A 17,351-nucleotide genomic window follows, 5' to 3' on the forward strand; every position below is an offset into this window, starting at 1 on the left:
ATGCTCTTCATATCAGCCTCAGAACGGCGTCAGCGCCGAGTTGAAGAAGCGGCTCAACCAGCCCATGGCATTGGACTGGGCGACGGGACCGCGGCCGCCGTAGACGATGCGTGCATCGGCCACGCGGCTGGAAGGAATGGTGTTGTCGGGGAAGATGTCCGCGGCGCGCACGATGCCCTGCACCTGCACCAGCTCATCGCCCTGGTTCAGGCGAAGGTTCTTGGCGCCCTGCACGACCAGGTTGCCGTTGGGCAGGCGCTGCATCACCGTGACGGTCACGCTGCCCTGCAGGCGGTTGCTCTGCGCGCTGGTGCCCTTGCCGGTGAAGTCGCGGGTGCCGGCGGCGCTGGCACTGAGGATGTCCTTGCCGCCCAGCGTGACCGGTGCACCGAAGATGGTCGGCGAGCCGATGCTCACTTCCGATTCCTTGTTGGTGCTGGTGTTGGCGGTGGTCTGCGCGGTGGTGGATTCGGTCAGCGTGATGGTGAGCAGGTCACCCACATCGCGTGCGCGGCGGTCCGAGTACAGCTGCAGGCCGGGGCCGGCGGCGTAGATGGCACCGGCCGTGGCTGGCGCGCTCGGCGCAACCACGGGGACGATGGGCGCCATGGCCGGGTAGGGGCGCACGTCGCCAGCAATCACGCAGCCGCCGAGCAGGGCGATCACGGCACTGGCGAGCAGCAGGCGGAGGGTAGGGCGCAGAGGCGACATGGCAGGTTCCCGGTTCGGCCGATCAGACGTTGTTGTTGAGGTAGCCGAGCATGGAGTCGGTGGTGGAGATGGCCTTGGCGTTCATTTCGTAGGCGCGCTGGGTTTCGATCATCGACACCAGCTCTTCGACCACGTTGACGTTGCTGCCTTCCAGCGCGCCCTGCACCACGCTGCCCAGGCCGTTGAGGCCGGGGTTGCCGTTCTGGGCCGGGCCCGACGCAGTGGTTTCCAGGAACAGGTTCTCGCCGCGTGCCTGCAGGCCTGCCGGATTGACGAAGTCGGTCAGGGTCAGTGCGCCGATCTCGACCGACGCGGCGTCGTCGGCCATCTTCACGCTGATGGTGCCGTCGGTGCCGATGGTGAGCGACTGCGCGCCTTCCGGAATCTGGATGCCCGGCTGTACCGGGTAGCCGCTGTTGGTAACCAGCTCGCCATCCTGGTTGCGCTGGAAGGAACCGTCGCGGGTGTAGGCCGACGAACCGTCGGGCATCTGCACTTCGAAGAAGCCGCGGCCGTTGACCATCACGTCCAGGGCGCGACCGGTCTGCTGCTGGCTGCCCTGTTCGAAATTCTTGGAGGTCGCCACCACGCGCACGCCGGTACCCAACTGCAGGCCGCTGGGCAGCTGCGTCTGCGCCGACGAGGAACCGCCGGGCTGGCGCACCTGCTGGTACAGCAGGTCTTCGAAGCTGGCACGGTCCTGCTTGAAGCCGGTGGTGTTGGTGTTGGCGAGGTTGTTGGACACCACCGACATGCGCGTCTGCTGCGCATCCAGTCCGGTCTTTGCGATCCACAATGCCTGGTTCATGGCGTTGTTCCTGTGTTGGTGCGGGTGGCCACCTGGCGGGGCCGTTGTCTTGGCTCATGCATGGCGCGTGCCAGAACCGCGCCGGAATTACGTCGCGGCCCCGGATCAGCTGCCCAGGCGCAGCAGGGAATTGGCGCTGCGGGCGTTTTCGTCGCCGTGCTTGATCACCTTCACCTGCATTTCGTACTGGCGCTGCAGCTGGATCATCTGCACCAGCGCCCCGGCGGCGTCCACGTTGCTGCCTTCCAGCTGGCCACTTTCAAGCGACTTGCCCTGGGCCTGCACGAAGGGCTGCTGCGGATCGGTGTTGCGCATCAGACCGTCCAGCCCGCGTTCCAGCCGCGCATCCTCGGCCTGCACCACGCGGATGCGACCGATCACGGCCATGGTCTGCGGACCTTCGCCCTGCGGGATGATCGAGATGGTGCCGTCATTGCCGATGTCCATGGCCTGGTGCGGCGGCACCGCGATCGGGGCGCCGTTCTCGTCCAGCACCGGATGGCCGCCGGCGGTGACCAGCTGGCCATTGGGCGTGATCGAGAGCGATGCGCCGCGGGTGTAGGCTTCACCGCCGCCGGTCGGCGCCTGCACCGCCAGCCAGTTGCCGGCCTGCAGCGACAGATCCAGCGCGTTGCCGGTGATGTGCTGCGCGCCCATGCGCCGGTTGAAGCCGGCGTCGACGTGCAGGGCATCAACGCGCGAGGCGTAGCCGGTGCCCTTGATCGGGAAGGCCTCGGTATTGGCGAGGGCTTCCTTGAATCCGGGGGTATCGGTGTTGGCCAGGTTGTGCGACAGCGTGCCCTGCGCCTGCAGGGAGGCGCGTGCACCGGTCATCGCGACGTAGAGAGCCTTGTCCATCGTTGTGTTCCCGTGCTGCGGTCAGTGGCTCATCAACGGATGTTGATGATGGTCTGCGTGATCTGGTCCATCGTGGAGACCATCTGCGAGTTGGCCTGGAAGTTGCGCTGCGCGGTGATCATGTTGACCAGCTGCTCGGTCAGGTCGACGGTGGACGCTTCCAGCGAACCGGCCTGCACCTTGCCCAGGTTGGAGCTGTCCGGCGCACCGGTACGCGGGGTGCCGGAGCTGAAGGTTTCCACCCACAGGTTGTTGCCCTTGGCTTCCAGGCCCTGGGAGTTGTTGAAGGTGGTCAGTGCGACCTGGCCCAGCGGCTTGTCGTCGCCGTTGGTGTAGCGCGCGTAGACCACGCCTTCTTCGGACACGGTGATTTCATTGAGCTTGCCGGCGGCGTAGCCGTCCTGCTGGGTGTTGCGCAGGGCGAACTTCTCGCCGTACTGGGTGGAACCCGAGACATCCAGGGTCATCGCCAGGGTGCCGGCGCCGGTGGTCGGGGTGAACGGGTCCATGACGATCTGACCGTTGGCCGGGGCGGTGAGGGCGCCGGCGTCGTTGAAGGTCAGGGTGGAGGGCGTGCCCACCGCCTGGCCGTCGACATAGTTGTGGACCTGCCACTCGTTGGCGGTGGCGGTCTTGACGAAGTACGAGGTCTGGGTGTGGCTCACGCCCAGCGAGTCATACACGGTGATGCCGCCGGTGGACTGGTTGTAGCTGTTGGAATCGGTCGGGTCGAACGTCGCCAGCGTCGGCTGCTTGGCGTTTGCCGGCAGGGTGAACGCCACGTTGACCTTGCCGGTCTGCTTGGGCGGGCTGTCGGTGGTGAGCAGCTGCAGGTCGGTGAGGCGGCCGCTGTCGAAGCTGGTGCCGTCGGCGTTCGGCGCGAACACCTGCAGGCGCGCGCCCTGCGGGTTGGTCACGTAACCGGCCTGGTCGGTCTGGAAGTTGCCGGCGCGCGAGTACACGCGGGCACCGTTCATGCTCATGGTGAAGAAGCCCTCACCGGAGATGGCCATGTCCAGGCTGCGCCCGGTCTGCTCGTTGTTGCCCTGCGAGAACTGCTGGGCGACGTTGCTCAGGCGCACGCCCGAGCCGATGGCGTTCTTGGACAGGCCGTAGCTGGTGGCCGAGAACAGGTCGGCGAACTCGGCGCGCGATTCCTTGAAGCCGGTGGTGTTGACGTTGGCGATGTTGTTCGCGGTGACGTTCAGGTCGGCATTGGCGGCATTGATGCCGGACAGCGAGATGTTGAAGCCCATGGGGTTCTCCTTGGATGCGTGACGAAGTGACTCAGCTGACGCGCAGCACGTAGTCGATCGGGGCCGTGCCCAGGCCCTTGAGGTTGAGGTACAGGCCATCGGAACCGACGGTGACGCTTTCCACCGGGGCTTCGACGTAGGTGTTGATCTTGGTCTGGGCACCGGCGCTGTCGGTGTGGGTGGCGGCGATGGTGTAGCTGCCGGCGGCCATGCGGTTGCCGCTGGCATCCTTGCCGTCCCAGTTGAAGGTGACTTCGCCGGCTTCCTTGGCCTCGACGTTGAGCTGGGTGACCTTGACCCCGTTGGCATCGGTGATGTCGACGGTGACGTAGCCGGCGCCGGGCGCGGCGACCATGCCGGTGGTATCGCCCTCGGCCTCCAGCTGCCACTTGGTCGAGGGCACCAGCACGTCGTGACCGACCAGCGCGGCACCGCGCAGGACCTGGTCGCTGGACATGGATTCCTGGAAGCCCTTGACCGTGGTGTTGAGGTCGTTGATGCCCTGCACCTGGGACAGCTGCGCCATCTGCGCGACCATCTGGGTGTTGTCCATCGGCTTGAGCGGATCCTGGTGCTGCAGCTGCTCGGTCATCAGGCGCAGGAAATCGGCCTGGTCCAGGGTGTCCTTCTTCTTGGTGGTATCGCTGTTGGGCGCGTTCAGGCCCAAGGCGCTGTAGATGTCGGTGCTGCCGACGCCGCTGGTGGTGCTCATGACGGTATGTCCTGGGGAATGAGGGGTCAGCGACCCATGGTCAGGGTGGCCAGCGCCAGTTCCTTGGCGGTGGTGAGCATCTCCACGCCGGCCTGGTAATTGCGCGAGGTCGAAATGAGGTTGACCATCTGCGCGACCGGGTCCACGTCGGGCTGGTAGATGTAGCCGTCGCCGTCGGCCAGCGGATGGCCGGGCTCGTAGCGTTTGATCGGCGCGGCGTTGCTCTGGCTGATTTCCTTGACCTGGACGGTGGTGATGTTCGGGTCGGTGCGGCTGGTGACCGACTGGAAAATGGGCTCCAGCGGCTTGTACACGGCGTCGGCGGAGCCGGCGATGGTGTCGGCGTTGGACAGGTTGGAGGCCAGGGTGCTCATGCGCACGGACTGGGCCTGCAGCGCGGAGCCGGCAATATCGAAAATGGGCAGGTTGCTCATGGCTTATTGCCCCGTGATCGCGGTGAGCATGGAGCGCACCTTGGATTCGACGAAGCTCAGCGAGGCGCGGTATTCCAGCGCGGCGCGGCCATAGGCGGCACGCTCGGCATCGGGATCGACGGTATTGCCGTCGATGCTCGGCTGCACGCCTTCCTTGGTGATCTGGAACGGGTTGAGCCCGCCGCCAATGGCGTAGTGCTGCTCACTGGTGGTCTTCATCAGGCCATTGCTGTCGGCCCCCTGGGCATTGCGCAGGGCGGCATCGAAGTCCAGGTCCTGGGCCTTGTACCCGGGGGTGTCGGCATTGCTCAGGTTGCTGGCAATCAGCTTCATCCGCTGCTCGCGCAACGGCATGGCCTGGGCATGGACACCCAGATAGTCGGAAATCAGGTTGGGCATGGCGCACTCCCACGGGACGATGTGGGGAGTGGTGCAAGGGCTGTGCCAGAAGCGAGCGCGTGCGCCCTGAGGGCGTAGATCCACGCCCTGCGTGGATGCTCTTCGTTCCGGGGTCATGAACGCCTGATGGGCGAGTTCGGCCGTCTCTAAACGCCGGACCGACGGCGGGCAGCCGTTGCCGCGTCGGCTTCGGACGCGTGTGCCGCGCTTCGCGCGGTGTCCACGCAACAGAATCATGCCCCGCAGACGCGATTTGTCCCGGGCGCGTGGCGACGCGCTCATGGAACTGGCGCCCGCCGGTCATGCGGCGCGGCGTGGACCTACGAATTGTTACGTGCGCAGGACGATCACGTAATCAAAAGCGGCCCCCAGCCCGGTGGGCATGGGGCGTGGGGCGTTGGGGCGTAGAGCCACGCCCTGCGTGGCTGCTCTCGGCGCAGGTCCATCACGCCCCAAGGCCCTCACGCCGCCTGCGCGACCTTCCGCAGCCGCTCCAGCACGAAATCGGCCAGTTCGTGGGGCGAATACTTGGCCACGAAGGCATTCGCACCCACCCGCTCGACCATGGCGTTGTTGAAGACGCCCGAGAGGGAGGTGTGCAGCAGCACGTACAGGCCGGCCAGGCCCGGGTGGCGGCGGATTTCCGTCGTCAGGGTGTAGCCGTCCATGGCCGGCATCTCGATGTCCGAGATGACCATGGCGTAACGCTCGGCCGGGTTTTCGCCGGCGGCGTGGATCTGCAGCAGGTGGTCCAGCGCCTGCTTGCCGTCCGAGAGCAGGGTCGCGCCCACCCCCAGCTGGTCCAGCACGCTGCGGATCTGCTGGCGGGCGACCCGCGAGTCGTCCACCACCAGCACCTGCAGCTGCGGGGCATCGCTGACCAGCGACAGCGCCATCGACGGGTCCAGCACCGCTTCGCCACGGACCTGGGCGATGTCGGCCAGCACGCTTTCCACGTCGATCACCTGGATCAGCTCGCCCTGGAAGCGGGTCACCGCGGTCAGGTAGCTCGACTCGGCACCCAGTTCCGGCGGCGGGTGGATGTCTTCCACCGCGATGTTGACGATGCGTTCGACACCGCTCACCAGGAAGCCCTGGATCGACCGGTTGAACTCGGTCACCACCAGATAGCCCGGGGCCTTGTCGGCGTCGGGCTCACGTTCGGGGTGTCCAATGGCCAGGCCCAGGTCCAGTACCGGGACCGAGCGGCCCCGTACGTCGGCCACGCCGGCGAACTGGCTGGGCAGGCCCGGCACCTGGAACAGGTCTGGTCGGCGCAGGACTTCCTGCACCTTGAACACATTGACGCCAAAAAGCTGACGTCCGCCGAGGCGGAACAACAGCAGGGCGAGGCGGTTGTGGCCAGCCAGGCGCGTGCGCTGGTCGATGCGGTTTAGCAGGTCATGTGACATGGGGGTGGTATCGGCGCCGTCGGCGATCACTTGAGGGCCGCGCTGCCCGCCGGCTTCGGCACACCGCTTGCATGACGCTGCGCATGTGCCATGCCCCCGGAGCCGCCATGCGTATCCTGTTTATTGCCACCGCCCTCATCGCCGCGGTCGCGCTTGCGTCGGCGCCTGCCCAGGCGGCCGGCAGCTGGCAGCCCGTGGACAGCATCCGCGCGGCGGCGCTGTCGACCCTGCCGGCTGGCAGCGAAGGCGACACCACCCTGGATTCGGCCCTGCGCCTGCCTGCGTGTGGCCAGGCGCTGCGCGCGCAGCCCACCGGTACCAGCACCGTCGAGGTGAGCTGCCCCGATGCCGGCGGCTGGCGCCTGTTCGTGCCGGTCAAGGTGCGCCGCAACCAGACCGTGCTCATCCTCAACCGCGGCGTTGCCGCTGGAGAAACGCTGGGGGTGGCCGATATCACCACCGCACAGCGCGACGTGGCCCGGATCGCCGGTGCCGCCCTGGCCGATCCGGCGGCGGCGGTCGGCCGGGTCGCCCGCCGTACCCTGAGCGCCGGCAGCCTGCTGTCGGCCAACGACCTGGTCGCCCAGCGGCTGGTCCGGCGGGGCGACAGTGTGGCGCTGGTCTCCCGTTTCGGCGGGGTGGAGGTCCGGGTGGCGGGCAAGGCCCTGGCTGACGCCGGTGAAAATGAACGCGTTTCGGTAGAGAATCTGTCGTCACGCAAGATAGTGCAGGGTACGGTGGCGGCCAGTGGCGACGTTTTTGTGACGCGCTGACCAAAATCACCCAAACCGCCCAAAAGACCCTAAAGATGGCGGTCCCCGTGCCGTTATCCCTTGTGAACCGCAACTCCAGGACAGACCCATGAGCCAGAAAATCGACGGCAACCTGCAGGCTACCGCCCATCTGCGCAGCATTGCGCCGGGGACCAAGCCCAGCGTCGGCACCGATGCCCCGGCGCGCCCCGTGGAAGCTGCCGACAGCCTCCGGCTGACCGGCGAAGCCACCAGCCTGCAGGCCCTGCAGCGCGAACTGAGCACGGCCCCGGCGATCGACGCCGGCCGCGTGCAGGCCGTGCGCGAGTCGTTGCAGAACGGCACCTACAAGATCAACCCGGACGCGATCGCCTCGCGCATGCTTGAGCTGGACCAGCAGCTGCAGGGATGAAACTGGCGATGAGCGAGCCATTGCAGCGCCTCAGCGAGGCCTTGGACGTGGAACGGCAGGCCTTGGTCGAGCACGACGTGCAGGCCCTGATCCGCGCCACCGGTGCCAAGCTCGACGCGCTGCGTGCGCTGGAAGCCACGCTGCCGGTGGGGCAGAACGAGCGCCTGCAGGAGCTGGCCGAGCGCAACCGCGCCAACGGCGTGCTGCTGGCGCGCCGCCGCCGCGAGGTCAACTGGGCATTGCGCCAGCTGGGTCGCAGCGAAGAGGCCTCGGCGTACGACGCCAAGGGCCAGTCCAACACCCTGCACACGCGGCGTCCGCTGGCCGTTGCCTGAGCCGGGCAGGGCGCCTGCGGCGCCCGTCTCTTTCCAACACGGATATAGTGGGCGTCCTGTTTGACTGCCCGATGTGACCGTGACCGTGTCCACCACCCTTGTCACCGCACCGCTGCCGCCGCAGCCCGTCCTGCTCGCCCTGTTCGAGCGGATCAACGAAGGCGTGCTCCTGTTCCGCGAAGACGGCAGCGTGGCCGTGGCCAATGCCGCCGTGCGCGAGATGCTCGGCCAGGCCGAGCGCGATGCCCAGGTGGATGCGGCGCAATGGCTGCGCCAGATGCTGCCGCCCGACGCGCTTGAACACGCGCGCCAGCACGGCCACTGGAACGGCAGCCTGCCGGTCGGCGAGCGCATGGTCATCGCCCATATCTATCAGCACGACGATGCCGGCCAGCGCCATTACCTGGCCCTGTTCCGCCGCATCGAAGGCCAGGAAGACTATGAGCGTGAGCTGCAGCAGCGCCATGCCGAGCTGCGCCAGGCCTACCTGCGCCTCAACGGCACGCAGGAAAAGCTGCTGCAGTCGGAGAAGATGGCCTCCATCGGCCAGCTGGCCGCCGGCGTGGCGCACGAGATCAACAACCCGATCGGCTACGTGCACTCCAACCTGGGCAGCCTGCAGGAGTACCTGCGCAGCCTGTTCACCGTGATCGAGGCCTACGAGCGGGCGCTGCGCGCACCGGATCCGAAGGCGCTGATCCCCGAGATCGACGACATCCGCAACCGTTTCGACATCGACTTCATCAGCCGCGACCTGCCGCAGCTGATGGCGGAGTCGCGCGAGGGCATCGAGCGGGTGACCCGCATCGTGCGGGACCTGAAGGACTTCTCGTACTCCGGTCGCGACGAATCGTGGAAGCTGGTGGACCTGCATTCGGGCCTGGAATCCACGATCAACATCATCTGGAACGAGCTCAAGTACAAGGTGACCCTGCACCGCGAGTTCGGCCAGCTGCCGCTGGTGGAGTGCCTGCCGTCCGAGCTCAACCAGGTCTACATGAACCTGCTGCTCAACGCGGGGCACGCCATTGCCGAACGCGGCACCATCACGGTGAGCACCGGCGTGGATGGCGACTACGTCTGGGTGGAATTCGAAGACACCGGCGGCGGCATTTCGCCGGAGCTGCGCCAGCGCATCTTCGATCCGTTCTTCACCACCAAGCCGGTCGGCAGCGGCACCGGCCTGGGCCTGTCGATCTCCTACAGCATCATCAACAAGCACCACGGCCGCATCGACCTGGACAGCACGCCGGGCGTAGGCTCGAAATTCCGCCTGGTGCTGCCGATCAAGCAGCCGCGGTAATGGGTTCGCCAGGGGGAGGCGTAATGAAACGAACCTCGGTCCCAATGGGGCCGAAATGAAACGAACCTCGGTCCCATTCGGCACGTAACAATTCGTAGCGACACGCCATGCGTGTCCACCGCGCGCAGCGCGGCACAACCGTCCGGAGCTCGTTACCTGCGGTTCGCGGCCATCTATCCGGGTGTAAACCCAACCGAAGCCGCCCGTCACGCGCCGTGATCGCTGAACGGGGAGCCGCCGGGCAGGGCCCGGCGCTACGGCGGCTCCGGTGGGTGTAAACGTCGGAAGGTTGATCGTACGCGATGACCGACCGTCTCCGGATCCTTGTGCCGCGCTGCGCGCGGTGGACACGCGCGGCGTGTCGCTACGAATTGTTACGTGCGCAATGGGTTTGAGGTTCGTTTCATTACGATCCCATTGAGATCGGGATCGATCAACCCGGTCTCATTCGCTCTCAGGCGCCGGGACCGTCACCGGCTGCGCGGTATTGGCCCTGCGCTGCTCTTCGTGCGTGCGGAAAGCCTGGTGGATGTGCTTGCGCAGCTCGTCGTCGTTCCACGGCTTGGTCAGGAAGCGGTAGATCGCACCGCGGTTGATGGCGTCGGTGACCGTGTTGAGGTCGGTGTAGCCCGACAGCACCAGGCGGATCGTGTCCGGGTAGAGCATCTTCACCCGGCCCAGGAATTCCGTGCCGCTCATGTCGCTCATGCGCTGGTCGGACAGGATCACCTGCACATCGTTGATCGCCAGCAGGTCGAAGGCATCGCGCACGTTGCCTGCCGCCAGGATACGGTAGCCGTCGCGACGGAACAGGCGGACCAGCGAGCGCAGCACGTTCTCCTCATCGTCCAGCAGCAGCAGCGTGCGGTCCGGGCGTGTCTCCGCGAACGCCTCCGGGCGCAGGTAGCGCCGACGCAGCGTCATCCCCGCCGCATCGGCCGACATCGGCTCGCCGAACAGGTAGCCCTGGAACACATCGCAGTCGTTGCGGCGCAGGAAGCCCAGCTGCGCCTGCGACTCCACCCCGTTGGCGATCACCGTCATGCCCAGCTGGTGGCCCATCGCGATGATCGCGCGCGCGATCGCGGCCTCGCGGTTGCCCGCCGGGGCGCTCTTGATGAAACTGCGGTCGATCTTCAGCTTGTCCACCGGGTAGCGGACCAGCGCGCTCAGACTGGAATCGCCCGTGCCGAAGTTGTCCAGGCTCAGGCTGATGCCTTCGTTGCGCAGGTTCACCAGCGTTTCATGGACGAAGTTGACGTTGTTGGTCAGCGCGCTCTCGTTGATTTCCAGCGTCAGCATCTGCGCCGGCACGCCCGCCGTCTGCATCAACGCCATCACCTCGGCGAAGAAATTCGGGCGCAGCAACTGCAGGGTGGAGACGTTCACCGCGATCGTGAAGTCGTCGAAACCCTGGTCGCGCCACAGCCGTGCCTGCTTCAGCGCACCCTCCAGCACCCACGTGCCGATCTGCACGATGATGCCCAGCCGCTCGGCCGTGCGCATGAAGCGCTCCGGCACCAGCATGCCCAGCGTGGGCGACTGCCAGCGCAGCAGCGCCTCCATGCCCACCACGTGGCCATCGCGGGCGCTCACCAGCGGCTGGTAGCGCAGCTTCAGTTCGCCATTGGGAATGGCGTCGACGATCTGCCGCGCGATGATGCTCTCGCTGTGCGCGCTCGACGGGGTGTTCACCGCGTGGATGCGCACCGCATTGCCGCCTTCGCGCGCCGCCTGGTACAGCGCGTCCTCCGCGTGGTCGAGCAGCCGCGAGGTCTCCGTGGCGTGTTCCGGGCACAGGCTCACGCCCAGCTTGCCGGTCATGAACAAGGTGTACGGCAGCACCGACAGCGGCAGCTCCAGCTGCTGGCGGATCTCTTCGGCCAGGTCATCGGGCAGCGGCAGGTCCGGCGTGCGCGGCACCGCCAGCAGGAATTCGTCGCTGCCATGCCGCCACAGCTTGCCGCGCCCGCGCAGGTGGTGCTGCAGGCGCTGGGCCACCAGCACCAGCGCCTGGTCGCCGACTTCGGCGCTCATGTTTTCGTTCACCGACGCGAAGTGGTCGATGTCCACGTGCATCAGCATCAGCGGGGTGCCGCCCGAGGCGGCCTCGTTGACCATGGCCTGCAGTTCCGGATTGCCCGCGCCCAGGCGGGGCGGTGCGTCCTCGATGCTGACCAGGGGCAGGGAAGGGTTCCACATGACTCAATGTTCCAGGGTGTCGGAGGTGGCCGTACCGTCGATGCGGTACGGCAGGTACAGATCGACCAGGGTGCCTGCACCATGCGCCGATTCAATCTTGAGGGTGCCGCCCACGCTCTGCGCGCGCTCGCGCATCACGATCAGGCCCAGCCCGCGCGGGCCGTCCGGGTCGAACCCTTCGCCGTCATCGCGCACCTGCAGGTGCAGGCCGTGGTCGTCCACGTCGTGCAGCTTCAGGCTGACCTGGCTGGAGCGCGCGTGGCGCAGCACATTGGTCAGGCTTTCCTGCGCGATGCGGAAACAGGCCTGCTCGATGTCGCCCTGCGGGCGCCGCGGCAGCGGCTGGATGTCGGCCAGCAGCTCGATCGACGCCGAACGGAACAGCATGCCGGCCTGCCAGCGCAGCGCGGCTTCCAGTCCCAGCGCGTCCAGCTGCGGCGGGCGCAGCAGGGTGGAGATGTCGCGCAGCTTGCCGACGGTGGCGTCAGCGAGCTGGATGATCTGCTCCAGGTCCTCGCCACGCCGACGCTCGTCGGCTTCGTCCTGGGCGGCGTAGGCGGACAGCTTCATGGCGGTGATGGCCTGCCCGATGTCGTCGTGCAGGTCGCGCGAGATGGCGCGGCGCTCGTCCTCCTGCAGCGAGAACAGCCGCCCGGCCATGGCCTGCAGCTCGCGGTTGCTGGTTTCCAGCGCTTCGCGGATGCGTTCGGGCTCGCTCAGGTCACGCACGATCAGCAGCTTGCAGTTGCGCCCGCCGTAGCGCACGTCGCCCACCGCCAGGCCGGCCTGGAAGCACTGGCCGTCGAGCCGGCGCATGCCGATCACCTCGCTGCCGCCGGTGGTGGGCAGCGGAATGGGCGCGAACAGCTGCGCGCGTACCCGCGCCAGGTCCTGCGCCACCACCAGCGCGGCCAGCGGCTCGCCCAGCAGGGTGTGCTGGCCGTAGCCGAACTGCGCGGCCGCGCAGGCGTTGGCGTACAGCACGTGTTCGTCCGACAGGATCACCACGCCGTCGGGCAGTACCCGCACCAGTTCGCGGAACTGTTCCTCGCGTTCGCGCAGCAGGCGCCGCGACTGCTCGCGTTCGGTCACGTCCTGCAGCGTGCCCAGTACCCGCGGGCGGCCGGCGTCGTCGGTGCCGCTCTCCGCGCGCAGGTGCACCATCAGGGCGCGCCCGTCCATCGCCAGCAGTGGCAGCAGCACATCGATCTGCACCTGCTCGCCGCCCATGTCCTGCAACAGCTGCTCGCTCAGTGCGGCCGTGGCGGGGTCGGCAGGTACCAGCAGCTCTTCGAAGCGATGCCAGCGTCGCGCCTCCGGCGGGCGTCGGCCCAGCAGGTGGTAGACCTGGTTGGAATAGCGTCCCAGGCCGGTGGCCGGGTCCACTTCCCAGGCGCCGATGCGGGCCATCTCGTGGGCTTCCTCCACCCGGGTCAGGGCCTGGTCGCGGCGGCGCAGGGCCTGGTCCTCACGGGTGCGGTCGATGGCGATCAACAGCCGTGCCGGGCGGCCGTCGTAGTCGAGGTAGTTGCTGCGCATTTCGATGCGGCGCGGGCTGCCGTCCTTGAGCAGCAGGTCGGCGGTGATCACGCACAGCTGATCGGGCTGGGCACGGATCTGTTCCAGCTTGGCGGCCAGCGCCGCCTCGTCGCCGGGCGGCCACAGCGCGGTCATCTGCATCGCCGTGAACGCCTCGCGGGTCCAGCCGAACAGGCTGCAGGCGGCCGGGTTCACATCCAGGATCTCCAGGCTGTCCAGGTCGTAGACCAGGATCGGGCCGGGATTGCCTTCGAACAATTGCCGGAGGCGCTGCTCGGACTGCTCCAGCTGCGCATGGGTGTGCAGGACGTGATGGGCCAGCGGGCGCAGCAGCAGGTAGATCAGCGCGCCGCTGGTGATGACGAAGAACGCCCCCTTGGCGGTCTGCCAGCGTGCCGCCGTGGACAGGTCCGTGGCCATGATCTGCACCGCCGCGTCGCTGCACAGGATCCACACCAGGGCCAGCAGCAGGTAGCCGACCACCACGCGCCAGCGGTCGCGGCGCAGGGCCTTGGCGAGCGGGCGTTCGTCGGTGGGCGGGCCAGGCGGGGCGACAGGCATGGGGCGACGGAATCCGGGTCGGCTGGGCGGTCCATAGTAGTGGCTGTGCGCCCCCCTGGCGCACGCGGGACTCAACTATCGCTCGCCGCCGCCGCTAACGATTGCGTTCCCGGGCGTCGGGTGCGTTATCGGAGTCTTACCGCGTGGACCAAGGGATTATCGCGAGTCTGCTGCAGCACCCCCTGGCGTCGGCCCTGGTGATCCTGGACCGAAACGGACGCCCGCTGGCCGCCAATCCCGCCGCGCGCGAGCATGGCCTGCCCGCCACCGTGGCCGCCTACGGTGAAGTGCTGGAAGACCTGCGCCTGCTGGCCGCCGACGGTGGGCTGGTCCCCTGCCAGCTGCCGGGCGGCCCGCGCGGCCGTTTCGACGGCTGGATGCGCGCGGTGCATGACCCCGATGGCCACCTGCTGGGCTTCACCCTGAGCATTCCCGAACCGGTGGCCGCCTACGCGGGCAGTCGCTGGGAGCTGGCGCTGGACCACGCCGGGCACGGTCTGTGGGACTGGGACCTGCCCAGCGACGCGGTGACCCGCTCGCGGCGCTGGGATGACGCGCCGGCGGCGCATGACGAATACGCCGCCGCCGATGCGGGTGGGGCGCTGCTGGCCCCGGTGCATCCGGATGACCAGCCTGCCGTGCGTGCCGCGCTTGACGCGCACCTGCGCGGCGAAGGCGAGGTCTACACGGCGCAGTACCGCCTCCGCCACCCCGACGGCGACTGGCGCTGGGTGCTGGACCGCGGCCGGGTGGTGGCGCGGACGGTGGATGGCCAGCCGCTGCGCATGGTCGGGACGCATACCGACATCCAGGCACAGAAACAGATGGAAGCCCTGCTGCTGGAGCAGCAGGTGCACCTGCGTGAAGCGCAGCGCATCGCCAGCATGGGCAGCTGGTCATGGGACCCGCACAACCGCCAGTTCTGGTGGTCGCCGGAGTTCCGCAGCCTGCTGGAGGTCGGTGACGACCCGCTGACCGGGCGGCGGCGCTGGTTGCGCCGGCTCGAGCCGCGCTCGCGCAGCCTGCTTCGGCACGCCTGGCGGCGCATGCTGCGCGACGGCACCCCCGCCACGCTGGAGCTGGAGCTGCCGCGGGACGGCGAGGGCTCCCTGCACATGCGCCTGTGGATGCAGCCGCTGCTGGGCCCCGACGGGCGCATCCAGCGCCTGCTTGGCCAGGTGCAGAACATCACCGAACAACACCAGACCGATGCGCTGATCCGCTGGCGCACCGAACTGCTCAACCGGGTCTCCGCGCTGGGCCGCATCGGCGGCTGCGAGATCGAGGTGGCCACCCGCAACATGCAGTGGACCGAGGAGTGCTACCGCATCCATGGGCTGCGCAAGGAGCCCATCAGCCTGGATCAGGCGCTGGCCCTGTACACCCAGGACTCGCGCAACGCGTTCGAAGCGGCGCTGGCACGGATCGCCAATGGCGGCCTGCCCGAGCAGCTGGACCTGTGTTTCTATCGCCAGTCCGGGCTGCGCATCTGGGTGCAGGTGCTGATCGAGCTGGACCACCGCGATGGCCTGCCCACGCGCTTCGTGGTGCTGTTCCGTGACATCACCCGCGAACGCGAGGCCAACGAGCGCATCGAGCTGCTGGCTCACTACGACCTGCTAACCGGGCTGCCCAACCGCATGCTGCTGCGCGAGCAGACCGCCGATGCCATCGAAGTGGCGCGGGACCGCGGCGCCCCGCTGGCGATGCTGTTCATCGACCTGGACGGCTTCAAGACCATCAACGACACCTTCGGCCACGCCACCGGCGATGCGCTGTTGAAGGCCGCGGCCTCGCGCCTCCACCAGAACCTGCGCAACGCCGATCTGTTCGGGCGCTTCAGTGGCGACGAGTTCATCGTGGTGCTGCGCGACCTGGCCGATCCGGAAGATGCGGGCCATGTGGCGCGCAAGCTGATCGCGTCGCTGGCCGAGCCGCTGCAGCGTGGCGACACCACGCTCAAGGTGGGCGCCAGTGTCGGTATCGCGATGCTGGATGAAGGCCGGAACGATTTCGATTCCCTGTTGCGCGCCGCCGATGCGGCGATGTACGCGGCCAAGGAAGCAGGGCGCAACACCTACCAGTACTACAGCCAGGACGCCTTGCTGCGCATCCAGCGCAAGCTGGAAATCGAGCACGCCCTGCTGGGCGCGATCGAGCGCGAGGAGTTCACCCTGGCCTACCAGCCGCTGCTGCACGCCACCCACGACCAGCCACCGGCCATCGAGGCCCTGCTGCGCTGGCATCGGCCCGGCATCGGCTACTGCAGCCCGGCCGAGTTCATCCCCATTGCCGAGAAATGCGGCGAAATCGTCCGTATTGGCGATTGGGTGCTCAATGAGGCGTGCCGCCAGGCGGCGGCGTGGGACAAGGCCGGGCTGCAGTTCGACCGCGTGGCGGTGAATGTCTCGGCCGTGCAGCTGCGCGACCGCGGCTTCGCCGAACGCGTGATCGACACCTGCCATGTCCATGGCTGGTCACCGCAGCGGCTGGAACTGGAACTCACCGAGTCGGCGTTGATCCGTGACACCGACGTGCTCCGGCATTGCTTCGACGTGCTGGAACGGCACGGGGTGCCGCTGGCGGTGGATGACTTCGGCACCGGCTTCTCCAACCTGCATTACCTCAACCGCTTCCCGGTAGGCCGCCTGAAGATCGACCGCAGCTTCGTGCAGGGCATGCTCCACGACGCCGGCACCGCCGAGGTCACCCAGGCGATCGTCCACCTGGGCCACGCGCTGGGCATGAAGGTCGTGGCCGAGGGCGTGGAGACCGAGCAGGAAGAAGCGATGCTTCGCCGGCAGGGCTGCGACGAGATCCAGGGCTACCTGTATTCCAGGCCGCTGACGCCGCGCGATCTGGCGCAATGGTTGAAGAGCGGGGTGCAGGGGCAACAGCAGTTGCTGGCGGGGACGCTGGATGCTGCGCGGATTCTGGCGGCTCCGTAACCCAACCGCGCGCGGTCATCTGCTCTAGATTTCAATGGGCACGTAACAACTCGTAGAGACACGCCATGCGTGTCCGCCGCGCGAAGCGCGGCACAAGCATCCGAAGCCCGTCAAACCCGGCTCGCGATCATGCATCCGGGTGTAAACCCAACCGAAGACGCGCGTCAGGTGTTCATGACGCCGGAACGAAGAGCCGCCGGGCAGCGCCCGGCGCTACCGTTGGCTTCGGCGCGTCTAAACCTCGGCAGGTGGGTCGCGAGCCGTCATCGAGCGGCTTCGGACGCTTGTTCCGCGCTGCGCGCGGCGGACACGCGCGGCGTGTCTCTACGAACCGTTACGTGCCCAACAGGATTGAGGTTCGTTTCATTTCGTGCCCAGCGGCGGTGGCGTTGATTCGACCTCGTCTCCGCTCAATCCCAGGTCCCATGCCAATGCCGCGAACGCGGGGTCTGGACATGGGTCGGCCGCGGCTGTTGTCGCCGCCATTTCGGCCAGCTCCCGTTGCGCCTGATGCTCCAGCGCCGCCAGCAACGCACGCCCGGTGGGCGGGGCGACGGTGGGGGCGGCGGCGCGGGCGACCTCGGCGGCGCCGTCGGTCGCGGGCCCGGCGCCGGCATGCGTGGAGGGGGTGGGGGCAACATTCAGCAGCATGGGGCGGTCATCTGCAGCGGGGGCGGGGGTGAACGCACAACGGCCCCGGGATCAGCGG

General features: G+C 67.8%; 16 protein-coding genes. 5 read left to right on the forward strand and 11 right to left on the reverse strand.

Annotated elements, in window-relative coordinates; genetic code table 11:
• Window positions 1-18: 18 nt before the first annotated feature.
• The 8 genes from flgH to AC3ITN_RS09480 all read right to left on the reverse strand — a co-directional run bounded on the left by flgH (window position 19) and on the right by AC3ITN_RS09480 (window position 6,590).
• The gene (gene flgH, locus AC3ITN_RS09445) at window positions 19-711 is read right to left on the reverse strand and encodes a flagellar basal body L-ring protein FlgH (protein WP_313341863.1); all 693 of its coding nucleotides are present in this window, start codon (window positions 709-711) and stop codon (window positions 19-21) included.
• A gap of 22 nt (window positions 712-733) precedes the next feature.
• Entirely contained in the window at window positions 734-1,519 is a 786-nt protein-coding gene (gene flgG / locus AC3ITN_RS09450) for a flagellar basal-body rod protein FlgG (protein WP_313341861.1), read from the reverse strand.
• A 105-nt stretch (window positions 1,520-1,624) separates the two neighbouring features.
• Window positions 1,625-2,377, reverse strand: coding sequence for a flagellar basal body rod protein FlgF (locus tag AC3ITN_RS09455; RefSeq protein WP_313341859.1), 753 nt, complete (start codon window positions 2,375-2,377; stop codon window positions 1,625-1,627).
• A 32-nt stretch (window positions 2,378-2,409) separates the two neighbouring features.
• Window positions 2,410-3,633, reverse strand: a complete 1,224-nt coding sequence (gene flgE, locus AC3ITN_RS09460; RefSeq protein WP_489392763.1) for a flagellar hook protein FlgE — start codon at window positions 3,631-3,633, stop codon at window positions 2,410-2,412.
• Window positions 3,634-3,664: 31 nt separating this feature from the next.
• Entirely contained in the window at window positions 3,665-4,345 is a 681-nt protein-coding gene (locus AC3ITN_RS09465) for a flagellar hook assembly protein FlgD (protein ID WP_313341854.1), read from the reverse strand.
• A 26-nt stretch (window positions 4,346-4,371) separates the two neighbouring features.
• Window positions 4,372-4,779, reverse strand: a complete 408-nt coding sequence (gene flgC / locus AC3ITN_RS09470) for a flagellar basal body rod protein FlgC (protein ID WP_214903342.1) — start codon at window positions 4,777-4,779, stop codon at window positions 4,372-4,374.
• Window positions 4,780-4,782: 3 nt separating this feature from the next.
• Window positions 4,783-5,178, reverse strand: coding sequence for a flagellar basal body rod protein FlgB (flgB, locus tag AC3ITN_RS09475; protein WP_313341848.1), 396 nt, complete (start codon window positions 5,176-5,178; stop codon window positions 4,783-4,785).
• A 461-nt stretch (window positions 5,179-5,639) separates the two neighbouring features.
• Window positions 5,640-6,590: a chemotaxis protein gene (locus AC3ITN_RS09480; protein WP_313341845.1), complete on the reverse strand. Its 951-nt coding sequence runs from the start codon at window positions 6,588-6,590 to the stop codon at window positions 5,640-5,642.
• 107 nt (window positions 6,591-6,697) lie between these two features.
• Between AC3ITN_RS09480 and flgA the strand changes: the two genes are divergently transcribed.
• The 4 genes from flgA (at window position 6,698) to AC3ITN_RS09500 (ending at window position 9,392) form a co-directional block, all read left to right on the forward strand.
• Window positions 6,698-7,363: a flagellar basal body P-ring formation chaperone FlgA gene (gene flgA / locus AC3ITN_RS09485; RefSeq protein WP_489392764.1), complete on the forward strand. Its 666-nt coding sequence runs from the start codon at window positions 6,698-6,700 to the stop codon at window positions 7,361-7,363.
• Window positions 7,364-7,451: 88 nt separating this feature from the next.
• Window positions 7,452-7,754, forward strand: coding sequence for a flagellar biosynthesis anti-sigma factor FlgM (gene flgM / locus AC3ITN_RS09490; protein ID WP_313341842.1), 303 nt, complete (start codon window positions 7,452-7,454; stop codon window positions 7,752-7,754).
• 2 nt (window positions 7,755-7,756) lie between these two features.
• Window positions 7,757-8,089, forward strand: a complete 333-nt coding sequence (locus AC3ITN_RS09495) for a flagellar protein FlgN (protein WP_489392899.1) — start codon at window positions 7,757-7,759, stop codon at window positions 8,087-8,089.
• 73 nt (window positions 8,090-8,162) lie between these two features.
• The gene (locus tag AC3ITN_RS09500) at window positions 8,163-9,392 is read left to right on the forward strand and encodes an ATP-binding protein (RefSeq protein WP_489392765.1); all 1,230 of its coding nucleotides are present in this window, start codon (window positions 8,163-8,165) and stop codon (window positions 9,390-9,392) included.
• 444 nt (window positions 9,393-9,836) lie between these two features.
• On the opposite strand, the gene AC3ITN_RS09505 is transcribed toward AC3ITN_RS09500, so the two are convergent.
• Both AC3ITN_RS09505 and AC3ITN_RS09510 read right to left on the reverse strand, forming a co-directional pair.
• Entirely contained in the window at window positions 9,837-11,594 is a 1,758-nt protein-coding gene (locus AC3ITN_RS09505) for an EAL domain-containing protein (protein WP_489392766.1), read from the reverse strand.
• A 3-nt stretch (window positions 11,595-11,597) separates the two neighbouring features.
• Window positions 11,598-13,694: a sensor histidine kinase gene (locus AC3ITN_RS09510; RefSeq protein ID WP_313341831.1), complete on the reverse strand. Its 2,097-nt coding sequence runs from the start codon at window positions 13,692-13,694 to the stop codon at window positions 11,598-11,600.
• A gap of 143 nt (window positions 13,695-13,837) precedes the next feature.
• Here AC3ITN_RS09510 and AC3ITN_RS09515 point away from each other — a divergent pair, with 143 nt between their 5' ends.
• On the forward strand, window positions 13,838-16,642 hold the full coding sequence (locus AC3ITN_RS09515) for a bifunctional diguanylate cyclase/phosphodiesterase (protein WP_489392767.1): 2,805 nt from the start codon (window positions 13,838-13,840) through the stop codon (window positions 16,640-16,642).
• Window positions 16,643-17,005: 363 nt separating this feature from the next.
• Here AC3ITN_RS09515 and AC3ITN_RS09520 read toward each other — a convergent pair whose 3' ends face one another.
• Entirely contained in the window at window positions 17,006-17,293 is a 288-nt protein-coding gene (locus AC3ITN_RS09520; RefSeq protein ID WP_489392768.1) for a hypothetical protein, read from the reverse strand.
• Between the last annotated feature and the right edge of the window lie 58 nt (window positions 17,294-17,351).

Source organism: Stenotrophomonas sp. KH_036_B, from assembly GCF_057839485.1.